This window comes from Arthrobacter sp. UYCu511, from assembly GCF_040547105.1.
GTDB lineage: Bacteria > Actinomycetota > Actinomycetes > Actinomycetales > Micrococcaceae > Specibacter > Specibacter psychrochitiniphilus.
In genome coordinates this window covers 51,550-68,949 of record NZ_JBEPPB010000005.1, presented here as the reverse complement: position 1 = coordinate 68,949, position 17,400 = coordinate 51,550, and the positions used below count along the sequence as shown (strand labels likewise).

Genomic DNA, 17,400 nt, shown 5'->3' with positions numbered 1-17,400 from the left:
AATGGTTCTACCCCCCGCCAAGGAGCCTTCGTGTCCCAGTCTGAAATTCATGACCCTTTCGCCTTTGTTGGCCTGACCTATGACGATGTGCTGCTCCTCCCCGGGCACACCAACGTCATCCCCTCAGAAGCTGACACAAGCTCGCGCGTATCAAAGCGCATCACGGTGCAGACGCCGCTGCTCTCCGCCGCCATGGACACTGTCACAGAGTCACGTATGGCTATTGCCATGGCCCGGCAGGGTGGTCTTGGTGTGGTTCACCGCAACCTGTCAATCCAGCGCCAGGCCGAAGAAGTTGACCTGGTCAAGCGCAGCGAGTCCGGCATGATCACCAACCCGGTGACCATTGGTGCCGAGGCCACTCTCGCCGAGTTGGATGAACTTTGCGCCCGTTTCCGTGTCTCCGGCCTGCCCGTGGTTGACGCCGATAGCCGCCTGATTGGTATCGTCACCAACCGCGACACTGTTTTCATCCCCGAAAACGAGTACTCGCAGCGCCTGGTTCGCGATGTCATGACCCACATGCCACTGATCACCGGCAAGGTTGGCATCAGCCGCGAAGAAGCCTCGCAGCTGCTGGGTAAGAACAAGATTGAAAAATTGCCGCTCGTTGATGACGCAGGAGTTCTCCGCGGCTTGATCACCGTCAAAGACTTCTCCAAGGCCGAGCAGTACCCGCTGGCCACCAAGGATGAGAGCGGACGCCTGCGCGTGGGCGCAGCCATCGGCTTCTTCGGTGACGGCTATGAACGCGCCATGACGCTCGTTGAGGCAGGGGTTGATGCGTTGTTCGTTGACACCGCCAACGGTCACAGCCAAGGCGTGCTGGAAATGATCGCCCGCCTGAAGAGCGAAAAAGCCGCAGCCCACGTTGACGTCATTGGCGGCCAGGCAGCAACGCGTGAAGGCGCCCAAGCCCTGATTGACGCCGGCGCTGACGGCATCAAGGTTGGTGTGGGTCCGGGTTCCATCTGCACCACCCGCGTAGTTGCCGGTGTAGGAGTTCCCCAGATCACCGCTATTTACGAATCCGCCAAGGCGGCCATCCCGGCCGGCGTGCCGTTGATTGCCGACGGCGGACTGCAGTACTCCGGTGACATCGGCAAGGCCCTCGTGGCCGGCGCCGACACCGTCATGCTCGGCTCCTTGCTGGCTGGCACGGAAGAGTCCCCGGGCGAGACAGTGTTTGTCAATGGCAAGCAGTTCAAGGCCTACCGCGGTATGGGCTCGCTCGGTGCCATGCAATCGCGCGGCAAGAACACCTCCTACTCTAAGGACCGCTACTTCCAAGCTGATGTCACGGGAGATGAAAAGCTCATCCCGGAAGGCATCGAAGGCCGTGTGGCATACCGTGGCCCCCTCTCCTCGGTGGCTTACCAGCTGGTGGGCGGACTGCGCCAGACCATGTTCTACGTTGGTTCCCCTACCATTGCCGAGCTCAAGGCGCGCGGCAAGTTTGTGCGCATCACCTCCGCAGGTCTGAAGGAATCCCACCCGCATGACATCACCATGACGGTTGAGGCCCCGAACTACCTCAATAAGTAGCACTTCCTTAAGCACGACGGCGGCCCCGCACCTTGGCAATTCAAGGTGCGGGGCCGCCGTGGTGATCTCATTGATCCGTGAGCAAAGGTCGCTTAGAAGCCCTCGAAACGACTCAAAACGACCTTTTCTCACGGATGGATTTATGCAACCTGACGAACTGGGACGTTGAGGGCCGGGCTTAGGCCTGCAGGGCGGCCTTAAAACGGGTCAGGGCCTCGGTAGCGTCATAGCTTTCTTCCACGAATTCGGATTCTGTGCCTGAACGCAACACCCATTCCCCTGATTCCACGGCTGTTAGCTGAGCGACCACTGGCTCGCGCTCTACCTGCAGGCGGCGCACCACGGCGGTGGCGGGCAGGCCTTCGGCGGCACCGGAGAGGTATTCCTGGCTCAGGTGCAGGGCCAGTTCAAGCATGGCGGGGCCGGACTCAATAGGCTGGATCTCATGCACGCCGTAGGGGCTGATGCTCAGCAGAACCGCCCCAACATTAGAGCCCACGGCGAAGAGGACATGATCGCTCGTGGGTGTGGTCAAGGTGATTTCCAGCCACTCCTGGGCTTGGGAAAGTACTGTACCCACCACGGCGCACCTATCCACGGGAACAATCTTTTCGCCCTGGGGTGAGGCGAGCCCGCGCACCATCAGTGTGGTCAGCCCGGCGTTGTGCAACAGCGCGTTATCGCCGTGCTGGTCCAGACGCAGCAGGCCCAGGGTGACGGCTGCTGATTCCGTGGGTGTCATTGACAAAAGTGTCAAGAGCTCATGGTCAGTCATCCGCAGTTCAGTCTCAGTCATGCCCTAAGCCTAACCAAAGTAGGAGCCCACTGTCGGCACACGGGAGTGGGGGAGCGTTCACAGGGCTACAACCAGGGCCCGCCGGCTGCAGCAACAATGAACAGTGCCAAGCATAGGCGCGCTGCTTTCGTTAGGGTGCCGGGGGGCGGGCCCGCTTATCCCCGCTAGAATCAACGCATGCTTTGTGCCTATGAGAACACCACCGACTACTCGCACTGGGACTCCGGGCTGTGGACCCGTGTTCTGGCCGCCTCCGGTGTGTCCAACCCACTCTCCGGAGCTGCGTTCACCGAGGCTATGCTCGCAGGTCTGGCAGGTGGCATTGGCTTCATGATCTTCACCTTTGAATACAAAGACATCACCACGGCCTCGGCCGTGACCCGTTTCCATCCCGGCCCCTACACGGAGAACCTGTTGCGCCGCAGTGGTGCCTCAGTGAATATTCAGCAAACAGGCAGCGCATCCCTGGCCCAAGGCCGGCTGGACGCAGCGCTGGAAACCGGGGTGCCCGTCGTGGTGCGTGTTGTCCGGGGCAAGCTGCCGTGGGCGGATGAGGATCCGCTGGCCGATCTGGATTCCGTGGATGTGGCTGTGGTGGGCCGTGACGGCGCTGACTACTTGATGGACGACGACGGCGGCGGCAGGCTTGAGCGGATCAGTACCGCGGCGCTGGCAGCTGCGCGCAGCTCCCGGAAAGCGGATAAGCATTGGCAGGCCCACGTTGTCACGGGAAGCCGCGCCTTGGCCGAGGAGATGGTGGGCGAGGTACTGACCACCAGCGTGGTGCGGGCGGCCATGGCGCAGACGGCCCAGGAACTGCTCTCACTGCAGGCCCCGCCCGGGGTGCCGCCTGGGTACGCCAAAAATTTTGGCATTCTGGGCATGTCCACGTGGGCACAACGGCTCAGCGATTCCTCCTCGAAGCATGGCTGGATGCGGATCTTTGGCGGCCCGCAGCGTTCCATGGTGGGCATGGGAATGCTCCATGGGCTCTTGGCCGGACGCCGTGTCAGCGGTCCCGGCGCCCTCCGGCCGTTGTATGCCCAATTCTTGCGCGAGGTGGCGGCTATCGGGGAGGCGGTGTCCGGCGTCGAACGGGGCAGTCTGCTTGAAGCAGCTGCCCAATATGACTCTTTGGGTGCGCATTGGGACGCTCTGATTGATGTGGTCGGGGCACCGGGGGAGCCGGACTTTGCTGCGATGGCAGCGCAGGTGGAAGCAATTGCCGTACTGGAAAACGCTGCGGCAGAGGCCCTGAAGACGGCTGCGGGCGTCATTTAATGCCTGTAGCGCCGCCTGCGCTAGGCTAGGGGCGTGACTTATGAGATTGAGATTGGCCGTGGAAAGCGTGGGCGCCGCGCATATTCGTTGGATGAGATTTCGATTGTGCCGGCAAGGCGCACTCGCGATCCCCAGGATGTTTCGGTGAAGTGGCAGATAGATGCCTACCAGTTCGAGGTGCCCGTGATTGGCGCACCCATGGACTCCGTCATGTCCCCAGAGACTGCCATTGCACTTGGCAAGCTGGGCGGACTGGGTGTGCTGGACTTAGAAGGCCTCTGGACCCGCTACGAGGATCCGCAGCCGGTGCTCAATGAGATCGCCGCGCTGGAGGGTTCGGTGGTCAACCCCGAGACCACCCTGCGCCTGCAGCAAATCTACAACGCACCGATCCAGGCCGAACTCATCACCGCCCGGTTGGCTCAGATTCGCGCAGCCGGTGTGACAGTGGCCGGGTCCCTGACCCCGCAGCGCACACAAGAGTTTTACAAGACAGTGGTTGCCGCAGGCGTTGACATCTTCGTGATCCGTGGCACCACCGTCTCGGCAGAGCACGTCTCCAAAACCACGGAGCCGCTGAACCTCAAGCAGTTCATCTACGAACTCGACGTCCCGGTTATTGTGGGCGGCGCAGCAGGCTACACCTCCGCACTGCACCTCATGCGCACTGGCGCAGCGGGCGTCCTGGTCGGTTTTGGCGGCGGCGCCTCCACCACCACCAGCCGCGCCTTGGGCATCCGCTCACCCATGGCCAGCGCCATCTCTGACGTCGCAGCAGCACGCCGCGACTACATGGATGAGTCCGGCGGACGCTACGTGCATGTCATTGCCGACGGCGGCATGGGCTCCAGCGGCGACATCGTCAAGGCCATTGCCATGGGCGCCGACGCTGTCATGCTCGGTGCTGCTTTGTCCCGCGCCTCCGAGGCACCCGGTCAGGGCTGGCACTGGGGTGCGGAGGCACACCACCATGAACTGCCGCGTGGACACCGTGTGAAGATGGATACCGTGGGGACGTTGGAGGAAGTGCTGTACGGCCCGGCCCACCGCGCTGATGGGTCAGCCAACCTGATCGGTGCACTGCGCCGGTCCATGGCCACCACCGGTTACTCCGATTTGAAGGAATTCCAGCGCATTGATGTGATCGTCAACCCGGCGTAATTTTTCATCCCGCCGTCACAACCCTGACGGCAGCAAGGAGCCCCGGCCCATGAGTGGCCGGGGCTCCTTGGCACTTAACGCTCAGCGGTGCCTTGCGCTCAGCTCGGCTCAACGACCTAGAGCAGACCGTGGCAGTTAGACTGAGGATACGACTTTTGCTGCTGCACACCCTGGAAAGGCACTCATGATATCGGGCTCGCTGGAACGTTATGAGACGGAACTGACCAACCCTGGGTTGGTTATTTTGGAAATGGTGGCGGAGAGCAAAGAAGACGCCGCAGCACAATTGGGAGCAAAGCTCTTTGCCCAGGGACGCATCTCCGATCTGTCCGGATTCTTGCGCGATGTCAACGCCCGGGAGCACCAAATGGCCACAGGTCTGCCCGGAGGTATTGGGTTGCCCCACGCAAGAAGCGAATTTGTTCAGCAAATTTCCATCGCCGTAGGCGTCACCAAGTTTGATCACAGCCTGGATTTTGGTGCCGTTGACGGCCCCGCCACTGTGATCTTGCTGATAGCCACACCCGCCAGTTCCTTCTCCGCACACTTGGAAGTACTCGCCACCTTGGCCAGATCCCTGTTCAAGGAAAACTTCCGGGAGTCCCTGCGCCGCGCCCATGACAAAGAGGTCATCGCAGAACTGATCAACTCCACCTTGGTGTTCTTCGACCACTAACCCCGCCCATGTGTGGGCCCGGCCACGCTTTCTTTGTAAATGCCGGCCGCATTCGCTGTTCTACATGGATACGAAGTACCGTTGATATGTGTTGAAAACTGCTGTAAAGCCCAAATGGATAGCCGCACTGGTGTTTGCGCTGGCCGTTGCCGCCGTTCTTGTACTTCTGAGCCAGTGGCAATTTTCCCGTTCCATGCAAAAAGACGTTGCCCCACCCTCGGTCACTGAAAAAGTGCAGCCGCTGAGCGAGACCATGGTTCCTGGCAAGCTCATGACAGGCAATATTGAGGGACAGCTCGTCACAGCTACCGGTCATTTCGCTGCCGACAAACAAGTCTTGGTTCCTTCACGGCTTGAAAATGAGCAGCAGGGCTACTGGGTTGTCACGGCCTTTGTGGTTGATGATGCACCCCGGGTAGAAGGTGTTGCTGCCACTCGTGAAGTAGTCATTCCGGTGGCCCGCGGCTGGATCGCAGAACCCGGTGACGCAGCGAAAGCCCCCGCCGGCACTCTCCAGCTGAGCGGGCGCCTACTGAACTCAGAAGGCCCGGTAGTTTCGCGCAACCTCCCCGAGGGGCAAGTGGGCGCATTGTCCACGGCAGAGCTGACAAATCTCTGGGATGTCAGCAGCTATGCCGCCTTCATTGTCTCGCAGCAGGAAATCGTTGACGGACAGGATGTTGGCGCATCGTCCACAACAGGGACGCTCCTACCCATCACCGTCACGGCTGCCGATCAGAATGACAAGGTTAATTGGCTGAACATTTTCTATGCCATTGAATGGGTGGTGTTCGCCGGATTCGCACTATTCATGTGGTGGCGGTTGGTAGCGGATGACTACCGCCGTGAACAGGATGAACTCTTTGACATAGACCAGGGGAACGACGACGACGACACTGACGTTGAACCTGATGAACACCGAGCAGTACTTGAAGAACAGAATGAGGAGCGCCGGTAGTGACCGACCCTATGAACAAAGAAGCAACACCCACAGCCCCTTCCGCTAAGGATCCGAGCGGGCCGCCCGCAGTGAAGGCGGCGCCCAAGCGTCGTTTTGGTGGTACTCCCGCCCAGATTCTCTCGGCACTGAAGTTCTACAAGTATCTTGCCTACGCAACAGGTGTTATGTTGCTACTTCTGGTGGTGGAGCTGATTATCCGTTACGCCTTCTCCAGCGTTCTGGTGGCTGGCGGAACTGATACAGCGGGAGCCGCGCACGGCTTCGGCCTGGTCAATATTGACGGAGGAGTCATGCCTATCACCGGCGGCGTCAACCTCTCCACCACGGTGTTGATTGTGCACGGTTGGATGTACGTCATCTACCTCATTGCTGATTTCCGTCTATGGACGCTCATGCGTTGGCCGTTCAGCAGGTTGGTACTGATTGCACTGGGCGGTGTGGTGCCGTTCCTATCCTTCTTTGTTGAAGCAAAAGTGCACAAAGAAGTTGTGGCCGAAGTTGCCGCAAACCCCAAGGCTGGCAAGCGGTACTAAGGCAGCCGCCAGCCGCACCAAAGCCCTCCCGCACTCGCGAGAGGGCTTTGGTTGGATGAGGCGCTCATCACTCCGCGGGAGGGTAAGGAGCGCGAGCCTGCCTCAGTAGGTTAAGATTGTTGCGTGACTACTCCCGCTAAGGCCCAGACTTCCCAGAAGCCCGTCCTGGTTGTGGACTACGGTGCCCAGTACGCCCAGTTGATTGCGCGCCGTGTGCGTGAGGCCAATGTGTACTCGGAAATCGTGCCGCATACCTATACAACTGCGCAGTTGCTGGCTAAAAACCCGGCTGCCATCATCCTCTCCGGTGGACCATCAAGTGTCTACGCGGAAGGCGCACCCTCCGTAGGTGCAGACCTGTTTGAAGCCGGAATTCCTGTTTTGGGTATTTGCTACGGCTTCCAGGCCATGGCTGCCGCCCTTGGCGGTACCGTGGCTGAAACAGGAGCGCGCGAATACGGTTCCACTGAAGTGAATTTGGTGGGCGAAGACCGCTCCATTCTCAGCGCCACCGGCGCTTCCCAGACCACATGGATGAGCCACGGTGACTCTGTTCAGCAGGCTCCCGAAGGCTTCGATGTACTGGCAACTTCCGCCGGCGCTCCCGTTGCTGCTTTCGCCAATGAGGAAAAGTGCCTCTTCGGTGTGCAGTGGCACCCCGAGGTCAAGCACTCAGAGTTTGGCCAGACGGTGTTGGAGAACTTCTTGTTCAACGGCGCCAAGCTGGAAAAGAACTGGACTGCCACCAGCATTCTGGATGAGCAGGTGGCGCTGATCCGCAAGCAGATCGGCAGCGCCAAGGTTCTGTGTGGACTCTCCGGCGGCGTTGATTCAGCCGTTGCAGCAGCCCTGGTTCAGCGCGCCGTGGGAGACCAGCTCACCTGCGTATTCGTCAACCACGGCCTGTTGCGCCAAGGCGAGGCCGAGCAGGTTGAACTCGACTTCGTGGCATCCACCGGTGCCAAGCTGTACGTTGCCAACGAGCAGGACCGCTTCCTGAACGCCCTTGCCGGTGTTTCAGATCCGGAAACCAAGCGCAAGATCATTGGCCGTGAATTCATTCGCGCCTTCGAAGAAGCCGAACGGGCCATCATGGCTGAGGCCGCTTTGGACGGCGAAGAGATTAAGTTTCTCGTCCAGGGCACCCTGTACCCGGACGTCGTCGAATCCGGCGGCGGCGAAGGCGCAGCAAACATCAAGAGCCATCACAATGTTGGCGGACTGCCCGAGGACCTCCGTTTTGAGCTCGTGGAACCGTTGCGGGCCCTCTTCAAGGACGAAGTCCGTGCTGTCGGTGCCGAGCTTGGCCTGCCCGCCGAGATTGTTGGCCGCCAGCCGTTCCCCGGTCCAGGCCTGGGAATCCGCATTGTCGGTGAAATCACCGGCGAACGCCTAGAACTGCTCCGCAAGGCAGATGCCATTGCCCGTGCTGAGCTGACCGCAGCCGGTCTGGACAACGAGGTATGGCAGATGCCTGTTGTGCTTCTTGCCGATGTACGCAGTGTTGGTGTCATGGGCGATGGCCGCACCTACGGACACCCGATCGTGCTGCGCCCGGTGTCCTCAGAAGATGCCATGACCGCCGATTGGTCACGCCTGCCGTACGACCTGCTGGCAAAGATCTCCAACCGAATCACCAATGAGGTGGAAGGTGTTAACCGTGTGGTTCTGGACGTCACGTCCAAGCCGCCGGGAACCATTGAGTGGGAGTAATCCGGTAGGCAACGCTGGAGAGCGCCAAAACCCGATATTTCGGGCCTAATTTGGCGTTCTCCAGTGTGCCGATCAGGCAAAAAGGGCTGGGCGCGATAGCCTGAATCACATGTCAGTATGGTCAAGACCGTTCCGCTCAAGTGCAGAGAAGAAGGCACCCGTGTCCGAAGTTGCAGGGCCCAAGGAGAGCTCCTTGGAGTTCCAAGCCTGGCTTGCGGGATTGGACTCATACTCCGGTTCCGACACCGCATTGGCGTTTGCAATGACCGCACACGGCAGCATCTCTCTTACACACGCCCACCCATCGGGTCTGGCCCAGCTGCTGGCTGGCCGCAAGACCCGGCTATCTACCTTGATCCGGGAACCGGAACACTACGGCGCTGCAAAGAAGGCTGCCGCCGCGCTGCGGGCAAAGATTTTTGAACTGAGCACTGACCGCGGAATCGACGTCGGTTATCTCGGTGCCGGGATGGCCCGTTGGCCTGCCCAAACCAGTAACGAAGACAATGTTTGCGCGCCTGTCCTGTTGGCCGCCGTGGCACTAACCGTCCGCCCAGGACAGGACGACTACGAGCTCCAACTCATGGAGCAGGCACAAATTAACCCTGCCCTGGTCAAATACCTGGGCCAGCACACCACCATTCATATGGACGCGCTGGCGCTGGGCCGGCTGGCCTACAGCACCGCACGCTTTGATCCGGCCCCCGTTCTGGACCGTGTCCGGTCATTGCTGGCACCCATTCCACACGCCACGGTGGATCATGAGCTGGTGGTATCCACGTTCGCCTTCCTCACTGATAACCTCAGTGACGCTGCATTGCTCGAGGGCACCGAACTTGTTGAGCTGGTACAGCGCCATAGCAGTGATGATGTCCTGCCTGTTGAGCTAGAACCCGACTTTTCACGCTTCGTCTCTCTGGATGATCGCCAGCCCGAGGATGAGATCCTGGTACTGGACGCCGATCCTCAGCAGCAGTACGTACTGGACATGATCCGCGCCGGCGAATCCGTGCTGGTGTCCACCCCGCCCGGTACGGGTCAAACCCAGACGGCCATCAACGCCATCGCCCAGCTCGTCCACGACGGCAAATCCGTCCTGGTAGTGGGTGAACGGCGCGGCACGCTCAATGAGCTGGCCCAGATTCTCAGCGAACACGATCTCGATTCGTTGTTGCTCCAACTCAGCGCCCAAAGCGGGCCGCAACAAATCAAATCGCAGCTGATCCGTGCCATCACACGCAACGAAAAAGCTGTGGAACCTACTGTGGGCAGCTTGCACGAAACCTTGGTTGATCACCGCCACCAGCTGGTGGATCATGTGGCGAGCCTGCACAACGTGCGTGAACGGTGGGGTTGTTCGCCCTACCAGGCCATGCAATCACTGGCCGAGCTGACCTCCATTCACCCGGCCCCCTCCACCACGGTGCGGCTTAAACGCAGCGTGTTGGATAGTATCCGCGACCGCAAGGATCTCAGCTCCAGGCTGCGCCGCGCCGCCGAGCTGGGTGCCTTCAGTCAGGTGGCTGTCAGCAGCGCCTGGCATGGTGCCCGCATGGTCACCCGCAAGGAAACCGAAGGTGCCTTCGCGTTGGCGGAGCAACTACATACCCAGGTGCCAGAGTTTTCCAAGAAGATGCGCGAAGTGGCCGAATTTGGTCAGATCCGTCAGGGTAGTACTTTTGCCGAGTGGGGACGCCAGCTGAACATGCTGGTAGCCATCCGGGAAAGCCTTGATAAGTTCAGCGCCGATATTTTTGACTGGTCAACGGATGAGATGATTGCCGCGACCGCAACCACCGCATGGCGCAGGGAACACGGTATTGATATGCCTGCCCTGCAGCGGGCGCGGTTCCGCCGCAATGCCAAGGACTTGGTACGACCTGGCGTGCACATTGCAGACCTCCACGCCTCGCTGGTCCTTGTTAATGAACAAAGGGCCCTGTGGGCTGAAGCCGCCACGAGCAAGCGCCACCCCACCGTGCCTTCCGGCCTGGCGGAGCTGAGCCGCAGCTTCATTGCCCTGCGTGAAAAGCTGCTCAAGCTAGGTGCCGTTCTGGAACGCACTGTGGATGGCGGGGATCTGCTGAATTTCAACGCCAGAGAATTGGTTGGCCGGCTTGAGGCGCTGGTCGGTTCGCAGGAAACTCTGGAAACTCTGCCCGAGCGCACGCTGCTGCTTGAAGGCATGCGGGAACAAGGTCTGGGCGAGTTGCTTGAGGACCTTGCCCAGAGGGAGGTGCCCGCCTCACAAACCAGTTCTGAACTGGAGCTGGCGTGGTGGCAGTCTGCGCTGGAAGCCATGATCAGTGGTGATGAGTACCTTGCCATGTCCGACGGCGAGAACCTCCGCCGCTTGGAAGCTGAGTTCCGCTTGGCAGACCAGGCACATGTTGCTTCCGGACCCGGGCGTATCCGTTGGGGCTTGGCGCAGCAGTGGAAAGAGATTTTGGCTGGCCGCAACCGTCAAGGTGAGATGCTTCGCAACGTCCTCAAGGATGGGCGGGTCTCGCTGGCTGCCCTAAGTGCTCAAGCCCCGGACCTGCTCCGCAACCTGGCTCCCGTATTTGTGCTCAGTCCACTGGTGGTACCGGCAGCCATCCCTGCCGGCTACCGCTTCGACACGGTTCTCATTCTCGACGCCGAATCAACGTCGTTGCAGTCAGCGCTTCCCTCACTGGCACGCGCCAGCCAAGTGGTGGCCTTCGGTGACGAGCAAACTGCTTGCCCGAAGAGTTTTACGGTGGCGGTGAGCGCTCCTGATCAACGTGAGGTTGAGCAGCATCCCCTTGAAAGCATCTTTGGGGCGCTATCGAGAATTTTGCCGCGCCACAGGCTGACGGTTTCCTACCGAGCAGTTGATGAAGAGTTGATTCGCCAGCTCAGCAGTGGTTTCTACGATTCACAGCTTGAACGTCTGCCCGACGGGCGGACCGTCACCGGGCTCGAACGTGCCATCACGGTGGATTATCTGCCCGATGGCAAGGGCCTGCCCGGCAGCGACAGTGGCGGCGTGGAATCAGTTGTGGCTGAGGTGAACCGCGTGGTTGATCTGGTCTTTGAACATGCACGTGTGCGCCCCCGGGAATCGTTGGCCATCATCACCGCCAGTGAACGTCACGCGGTACGGGTGGCTCAGGCAATTCGACTGCAGATGGCAAACCATCCTCTCCTGAGCGAGTTCTTTGCCTCGGGACCGGAGTCCTTCCGTGTGGTCACTGTGGACAGGGCCGCTGGTTTGGTCAGGGACAGGGTCATTTTCTCGCTCGGTTATGGCCGTACCCCGCATGGTCGGGCCCTGCACGGCTTTGGCTCGTTGTCAGAACCGGACGGTCGCGCAAAATTTGCGTTGGCCATGACACGGGCTCGTTCGCACATCCACATTGTCACGTGCTTTAGGCCTGAAGACCTTGATGGAAGCCGTCTAAGCTTTGGTGCTGTTGATTTCTTTGAACTGCTGGATCGCGAAATGGCCGGTAACTCCTTACTCGGCAACCCTGCGAGCCGGGCAGTGGATAGCGAGAAGGAAACCGGGGAAGATCCTCTCGTGGCGGATCTGGCCGACAGGCTCCGGGCCCGGGGCGCCCGTGTTTGGCACCATTATGACGGTGCCTTGGACATGGCGGCTGCACCGGATAACTTGGCGCTGTTGGGCCGCGCCGACCACGAAATCCCCGTGCCCGTTGCTGTGGAATCCGATGGTACGGCCAAGTACCAGAAGATGAGTGTGCGTGAACGCAGCAGGCTCCGCCCGCAGATGCTCGAACGCCTGGGCTGGCGCTATGTGCCGCTGTGGACCATCGAAGTCTTTACCGACCCCTCGAGCTGCGCTGACCAGATAGCCCAATACCTCGGCATGGGATCCGGTGCAGGTGAAGCTGATCTGGCATCCCTCATGGGTACCACCTTGGACACCTCCATGACTGCGGTGATTGATTCGCCGCGTTCACGCCGCCGTCAAGGATCAGATGGTGAGCAGAGTGGCGAAACCTTAGAAGCAGCGCAGGAACAACCTGCCGTTGCCAGCACACCGAAAGAAACTGAAGAAGGAGAACGGCTCGTGGGTGAGCAAGCGGAGACTACTAGGGACGAAAACTTGGTATCCGCACCAGACGGGGCAACAGAAAATACTCCTGCACAGACAGCACCTGAATCAGAGCTGTTGCCCAAAATTGCGCCGCACGATGCCGACCACACCTGGGGCGATGACACCTCAGACCGTGGACATGACGCCTGGCTGCGAGAGAACAAACCCCCTCACTGGGGATAAAGAATGTTAGGACCACTATGGCCACGCCGCCAAAAATCCCCGGCCTGAATGCCTTTCGCCAGGACAAGCCCGGAACCCGCAGGCCCGTAACACCACGATTAGTTACAGCGGCTGCCAGGCTCCTCTGGCTTGCCGCGATCATGCAGATTGTTGCAAGCGTTTTTGCCCTGATACATGCTGCCTCACCTGATAGACGTGCAGCTCTGGAAGAGCAGATTGCTGCGATGGCCGGCAAGACGCCCAGCATCGAAGCCTACCAAAACATGGGTGTGCTCACAGTGGTCCTGGCGGGGCTGGTGACAGCCGGTGCTTATGTATTTTTCAGCTTTTACCTGACCCGTGGCAGAACCTGGGCACGCTCTGCTAGTGGGGTCCTCGTAGCGCTGACACTCATACAGCTGGTGGGCGTCAGCTACCCGGAAGGGTTTACTACCTTGGCCCAGGTGGTTTTGGGTGGCGTGGCAGTATCCCTGTGCTATTTGCCTGAATCCAGTAGGTTCTTCGCCCAGGTGAAAGCGTCCCGCTCCTAGCCGCGCCCTTTGCTAGGCTCTTTGATGGGCATTTTGAGCACTGGCGTGGGGGCGTCTTGTGGAACGATGATCAAAAATACCTTGCCGTAGCCGCTGGCGCCCGCAAGTTGCAGAGCCTGGTCAGCGGAAGCCGCCACAACTACCAAGCCCTCAACGTTCTGGGTAGCCAGAAGCGTGTTTGCCGGGGCCGAATCTGGTATCCAAAGAACAGGGACAGCCGCGGCTAGTACCTCGTTGCGCACGGGTCCGTCCAATGCTTCGGAGCGGCTGAGCACCACCGTCACTAATTGGCCCTGGCTCAACAAGGCAAGCGTTGAGGGATCGCTGACCCGCAAGGGGACAGCTGCCGTCCCCGGAGGTGAGCCTATGAGGAGTTCATTGCCCAGCAGCGAGGCATCTGTCAGGACTTCGCCCCGCCGTACAGGGCCAGAGAGTTGGCGGCCCTGCCACACACTCTGGCGCGAATCCTGAGTTAGAGTCTGCGCCGGATACTGCGCTGGAGCTTGTGGCCGTTCCTGTGGCAGCCCTGTGGTCTTACTGGGGCTCGGGGGCCCGGCCAGGTCCGGCGAAAACGCCCCGTCTGGCACCATGGCGTGTGCCACGGCTGCCGGCACCACATCGGCGCGACCAAGAGTGTGTCCCGCAGGTAGATCCCGCGATGCCAGAAGAACCTGGTCAGTTGCTGCTGCGGAGGGGGTCAGTAGTTGCACGCTCAACGCAGCAGCCAAGCATAAAAGTAGTGCTGCCAGTAGCCGTTTGCGGCGCTTGGCAACCCGCAGCAGCCTCGCAAAAGCAGTGGGCCGTGAGGAGTGATTCGCCCAGCTATTCCACTGCCACGAAGGGCCTGGGAAGGACTGTGCTTTTGAGGGAGACCGGGCTGTCTTCATGAGTCCACGGTAGGGATTCCCAGGGCACTAAAAAAGGTGCGCTAACGGGATTGTGGAGAACTCAACCGCGGTTGCACGTGTGAGGGAAGTAGCAGTTCTAGTACTTGGGGCAGAGAATTTTTTGGCAGGATTCTAGCCTGGGTTTCACCCGCAGTGAGGTTAGCCCGGGTTCAACCAGTGCGCGGATTGGCAAGGAGTCTCAGCTGGTCGAGCTGCCAGAGCTGGCAGCAACAGGAGTCTTGGACGGGCTACTGGGAGCGCTTGCCGAGCCTGAGGAAGCAGATTCTGAGCCAGCTGAGCCGGCACTGGATCCGGTTGTTGCAGAAGCGGCGGCAGGCACGGAACTTGAGGTGCTGCGGGAATCAGTACGGTAGAAACCTGATCCCTTGAAAACCACGCCCACAGAGTTGAACTTTTTGCGCAGCGTGCCGCGGCATTCGGGGCAGACACTCAGGGAGTCCTCGGAAAAGGTCTGCTGGATGTCAAAAGCGTGGCCGCAATCTTTGCAGGCGTAAGCGTACGTGGGCACTGAAGTTCCTCCTGGATGCATGCTTAAGGACCTTGTAATTGACAGCGATTCGGCTGGCAATCCACGGTCCCTAACACTAATTCTATCACCGGCAGTCACAATGCCTTGTGGGGAGCGTTGCCTGTGGGAAACATTAGAGGAGGGCGTCATTGCTGTACCTCGTGGTTGGGCCTAACTAGCTGACTCGGGCAGTAGCTGCGGGCTTAGAGAATTGCTGCTCGGCCAAGGGGAATCCAGGCTGAGGGAGTCAACGCATAGTTGACGGGCATATCGAGGCTGTTGTGTGGGAGATCTCCGGCGGGCAGGAATTCATTGTCATAGATCACTGCAGCCAGCGGGACTCCGGGGGAACGGGCCAGTAACCTGTCGTAGTAGCCGCCGCCTTGGCCCAGACGTGCACCTGTTGCATCTACCGCCAACGCCGGAACAATGATTGCCAGGACCTGCGCCCCGGCACCTGCCGAAGCTGGCGCCCCAGAAGGTGCCGCCGAAGAAGGCGCCACCGAAGAGTCGCCTGCGAGTTCCTCGTAGGAGGCGCGGGGGCCGCACGGCTCCATAACGGGGGCGAGGGTGCTCCTGACGAGTTCGGACTGGGGGTCCCACCGGACCCAACTGAGCTGAAAATCGGGTTCGCACACTGGTACATGAACCTTGTAGCCTGCCGCAGTGCAAGCCCGCAGAAGCTCCGCAGTGGGGGGCTCGTGAGCTGTTGATATATAGGCAAGAACAATCATGCCGGGATGGCTGCCGTTCAAGGCGGCGAGCCATTCCAGAGTCACTCTTGCCAGGTGGGCGCCGTCTGAACCCACCGTTTCGGGGCCTACGGCGGAATTGGTGCCCGCTCGGCGTCGTGCTCTAAGGCGGGCGCGCAAGGAAACTTTGCTCGGGAGGGCCACTGCGCTCCAATCAGTGCGGGGGAAATGATGTCCAGATTACAATAGCGGGGGAATTCTGCGGAGTTCGGTTACTCTTGGGGCATGACTTCTGCACAGCATGTACGTAAAGCGGTAATTCCAGCAGCTGGTTTGGGGACCCGATTCCTGCCCGCGACCAAGGCCATGCCTAAGGAAATGTTGCCTGTTGTTGACAAGCCTGCCATTCAATACGTGGTTCAGGAAGCTGTCAACGCCGGACTGACCGATGTTTTGATGATTACAGGGCGCAACAAGCGCGCCTTGGAAGACCACTTTGACCGGGTTCCGGTCACCGAGCAACTGCTGGAGGAAAAGGGCGATCGCGAACGTCTCGCGGCGGTCCAGCATGCCACCGACCTCGGCGAAATTCACTATGTCCGCCAGGGTGACCCCAAGGGTCTGGGGCACGCAGTGTTGCGCGCCAAGACTCACGTGGGCAATGAGCCGTTTGCGGTTCTGCTCGGTGATGACTTGATCGATGAGCGCGATGAACTGCTGACCACCATGATCGAAGTTCAGGAACGTACCGGCGGCTCTGTGGTGGCGTTGATTGAAGTTCCTGCGGAGAAGATTTCTTCCTATGGCTGTGCCGATATGACAGTGATCGATGGTGAGAAGTATGTTCGGGTCAACCATCTGGTGGAGAAGCCCTCTAGAGAGGAAGCCCCGTCCAACCTGGCCGTCATTGGCCGCTATGTGCTGCACCCGGCAGTATTTGAAGTCCTTGAACACACGGCACCCGGACGCGGCAATGAAATTCAGCTGACCGACGCACTCCAAACCCTGGCAACTATGGAGGGCGAAGGCGGCGGGGTCTACGGTGTGGTGTTCCGCGGCCGCCGCTACGACACGGGAGATAAGCTGAGCTACTTGAAGGCTGTTGTGACGCTGGCCTGCGAAAGCGATGATCTGGGCGAGGATCTACGCGAATGGTTGGGCGAATTCACCGCCGAACTCAAGGCATAACTGCGTGTGGGGGCAGGCCATCTGGCCGGTGACTTTGGAATGCGGCGATTTGATCCTGCGCCCCATCAAGATTCGTGATCAACGTGAGTGGACACGGGTACGCACACGCAACGCTGCGTGGCTGGAATCTTGGGAAGCAAGCAGCCCCGCAGGGCCGGACCAGCTTCCCACCTATGCGGGAATGGTCCGCGTCCTGAACCAACAGGCGCGGCAGGGATCCGCGCTGCCATTTATCATCACGGAGCGGCAGCCAGGCACGCCGAAACCAGCAATTGTTGGGCAATTGACCGTTTCCTCCATTGTGTGGGGATCTGCACTGTCAGCCACCTTGGGCTATTGGGTGGATCAGGGCCGGGCAGGCCGGGGCATTGCGCCGACAGCTGTTGCCATGGCCACCGACCACTGCTTTAAGGTGATGGGGCTGCACCGGATGGAAATCAACATTCGTCCGGAGAACGCCGCGAGTTTGCGTGTTGTGGAGAAATTGGGCTTCAGAGATGAAGGTTTGCGTCCCCGCTACCTGCACATCAATGGCAAATGGGCGGATCATCGGAGCTTTGCGTTGACGGACGAGGAAGTTCCCGAGGGAATTCTTGCCCGATGGATGGCCCAGTTCCCCTGAGCTGGCCTGAGTCAGCCTG

Annotated in this window: 15 protein-coding genes and 1 pseudogene; 12 read left to right on the top strand and 4 right to left on the bottom strand. The window is 60.0% G+C overall.

What is annotated here, in order from left to right; translation table 11 throughout:
* Positions 1-30: 30 nt before the first annotated feature.
* Positions 31-1,545, top strand: coding sequence for an IMP dehydrogenase (gene guaB / locus ABIB48_RS08840; RefSeq protein WP_110105615.1), 1,515 nt, complete (start codon positions 31-33; stop codon positions 1,543-1,545).
* Positions 1,546-1,723: 178 nt separating this feature from the next.
* Here the strand turns inward: guaB and ABIB48_RS08835 are convergent, their stop codons facing one another.
* Positions 1,724-2,341, bottom strand: a complete 618-nt coding sequence (locus tag ABIB48_RS08835; RefSeq protein ID WP_110105616.1) for a hypothetical protein — start codon at positions 2,339-2,341, stop codon at positions 1,724-1,726.
* A gap of 177 nt (positions 2,342-2,518) precedes the next feature.
* Here ABIB48_RS08835 and ABIB48_RS08830 point away from each other — a divergent pair, with 177 nt between their 5' ends.
* The 8 genes from ABIB48_RS08830 (at position 2,519) to ABIB48_RS08795 (ending at position 13,463) form a co-directional block, all read left to right on the top strand.
* The gene (locus ABIB48_RS08830) at positions 2,519-3,622 is read left to right on the top strand and encodes a BtrH N-terminal domain-containing protein (RefSeq protein ID WP_354212786.1); all 1,104 of its coding nucleotides are present in this window, start codon (positions 2,519-2,521) and stop codon (positions 3,620-3,622) included.
* Between the two features lie 33 nt (positions 3,623-3,655).
* Positions 3,656-4,783 (top strand): GuaB3 family IMP dehydrogenase-related protein, encoded by a 1,128-nt coding sequence (locus ABIB48_RS08825; protein ID WP_110105618.1) that lies wholly within the window; start codon positions 3,656-3,658, stop codon positions 4,781-4,783.
* Between the two features lie 184 nt (positions 4,784-4,967).
* Entirely contained in the window at positions 4,968-5,459 is a 492-nt protein-coding gene (locus tag ABIB48_RS08820; protein ID WP_218868038.1) for a PTS sugar transporter subunit IIA, read from the top strand.
* 88 nt (positions 5,460-5,547) lie between these two features.
* A complete protein-coding gene (locus ABIB48_RS08815; RefSeq protein WP_354212785.1) occupies positions 5,548-6,417 on the top strand; it encodes an SURF1 family protein in 870 nt (289 codons plus the stop codon).
* A gap of 11 nt (positions 6,418-6,428) precedes the next feature.
* Positions 6,429-6,953: a DUF3817 domain-containing protein gene (locus tag ABIB48_RS08810; RefSeq protein ID WP_110105677.1), complete on the top strand. Its 525-nt coding sequence runs from the start codon at positions 6,429-6,431 to the stop codon at positions 6,951-6,953.
* 123 nt (positions 6,954-7,076) lie between these two features.
* Entirely contained in the window at positions 7,077-8,666 is a 1,590-nt protein-coding gene (guaA, locus tag ABIB48_RS08805) for a glutamine-hydrolyzing GMP synthase (RefSeq protein ID WP_110105620.1), read from the top strand.
* Between the two features lie 109 nt (positions 8,667-8,775).
* Positions 8,776-12,933 (top strand): DUF4011 domain-containing protein, encoded by a 4,158-nt coding sequence (locus ABIB48_RS08800; protein ID WP_110105621.1) that lies wholly within the window; start codon positions 8,776-8,778, stop codon positions 12,931-12,933.
* A gap of 17 nt (positions 12,934-12,950) precedes the next feature.
* Positions 12,951-13,463 carry a hypothetical protein gene (locus ABIB48_RS08795; protein WP_110105622.1) on the top strand — a complete coding sequence of 171 codons (513 nt, stop codon included), beginning with the start codon at positions 12,951-12,953 and terminating at the stop codon, positions 13,461-13,463.
* On the opposite strand, the gene ABIB48_RS08790 is transcribed toward ABIB48_RS08795, so the two are convergent.
* Positions 13,460-14,350 carry a CpaB family protein gene (locus tag ABIB48_RS08790; RefSeq protein WP_354212784.1) on the bottom strand — a complete coding sequence of 297 codons (891 nt, stop codon included), beginning with the start codon at positions 14,348-14,350 and terminating at the stop codon, positions 13,460-13,462. The two genes, ABIB48_RS08795 and ABIB48_RS08790, sit on opposite strands and share 4 nt — an antisense overlap.
* 104 nt (positions 14,351-14,454) lie before the next feature.
* Here ABIB48_RS08790 and ABIB48_RS08785 point away from each other — a divergent pair, with 104 nt between their 5' ends.
* A complete protein-coding gene (locus ABIB48_RS08785) occupies positions 14,455-14,724 on the top strand; it encodes a hypothetical protein (RefSeq protein WP_354212871.1) in 270 nt (89 codons plus the stop codon).
* A gap of 14 nt (positions 14,725-14,738) precedes the next feature.
* Here ABIB48_RS08785 and ABIB48_RS08780 read toward each other — a convergent pair.
* Both ABIB48_RS08780 and ABIB48_RS08775 read right to left on the bottom strand, forming a co-directional pair.
* Positions 14,739-14,900: pseudogene (locus ABIB48_RS08780) on the bottom strand (FmdB family zinc ribbon protein); the annotation flags it as partial.
* A gap of 182 nt (positions 14,901-15,082) precedes the next feature.
* Positions 15,083-15,775: a 5-formyltetrahydrofolate cyclo-ligase gene (locus ABIB48_RS08775; RefSeq protein ID WP_440148747.1), complete on the bottom strand. Its 693-nt coding sequence runs from the start codon at positions 15,773-15,775 to the stop codon at positions 15,083-15,085.
* A gap of 81 nt (positions 15,776-15,856) precedes the next feature.
* On the opposite strand from ABIB48_RS08775, the gene galU reads away from it, so the two are divergent.
* Both galU and ABIB48_RS08765 read left to right on the top strand, forming a co-directional pair.
* Positions 15,857-16,759: a UTP--glucose-1-phosphate uridylyltransferase GalU gene (gene galU / locus ABIB48_RS08770; protein ID WP_354212782.1), complete on the top strand. Its 903-nt coding sequence runs from the start codon at positions 15,857-15,859 to the stop codon at positions 16,757-16,759.
* A gap of 4 nt (positions 16,760-16,763) precedes the next feature.
* A complete protein-coding gene (locus ABIB48_RS08765; protein ID WP_354212781.1) occupies positions 16,764-17,381 on the top strand; it encodes a GNAT family N-acetyltransferase in 618 nt (205 codons plus the stop codon).
* The last annotated feature ends 19 nt before the right edge of the window (positions 17,382-17,400 follow it).

Excerpts from the sequence above, each read along its gene's own strand:
- ABIB48_RS08810 (WP_110105677.1), top strand. The coding sequence starts at position 6,429 with ATGAACAAAGAAGCAACACCCACAGCCCCTTCCGCTAAGGATCCGAGC.
- ABIB48_RS08790 (WP_354212784.1), bottom strand. The coding sequence starts at position 14,350 with ATGAAGACAGCCCGGTCTCCCTCAAAAGCACAGTCCTTCCCAGGCCCT.
- ABIB48_RS08835 (WP_110105616.1), bottom strand. The coding sequence starts at position 2,341 with ATGACTGAGACTGAACTGCGGATGACTGACCATGAGCTCTTGACACTT.
- ABIB48_RS08830 (WP_354212786.1), top strand. The coding sequence starts at position 2,519 with ATGCTTTGTGCCTATGAGAACACCACCGACTACTCGCACTGGGACTCC.
- ABIB48_RS08800 (WP_110105621.1), top strand. The coding sequence starts at position 8,776 with ATGTCAGTATGGTCAAGACCGTTCCGCTCAAGTGCAGAGAAGAAGGCA.
- ABIB48_RS08795 (WP_110105622.1), top strand. The coding sequence starts at position 12,951 with ATGGCCACGCCGCCAAAAATCCCCGGCCTGAATGCCTTTCGCCAGGAC.
- galU (WP_354212782.1), top strand. The coding sequence starts at position 15,857 with ATGACTTCTGCACAGCATGTACGTAAAGCGGTAATTCCAGCAGCTGGT.
- ABIB48_RS08820 (WP_218868038.1), top strand. The coding sequence starts at position 4,968 with ATGATATCGGGCTCGCTGGAACGTTATGAGACGGAACTGACCAACCCT.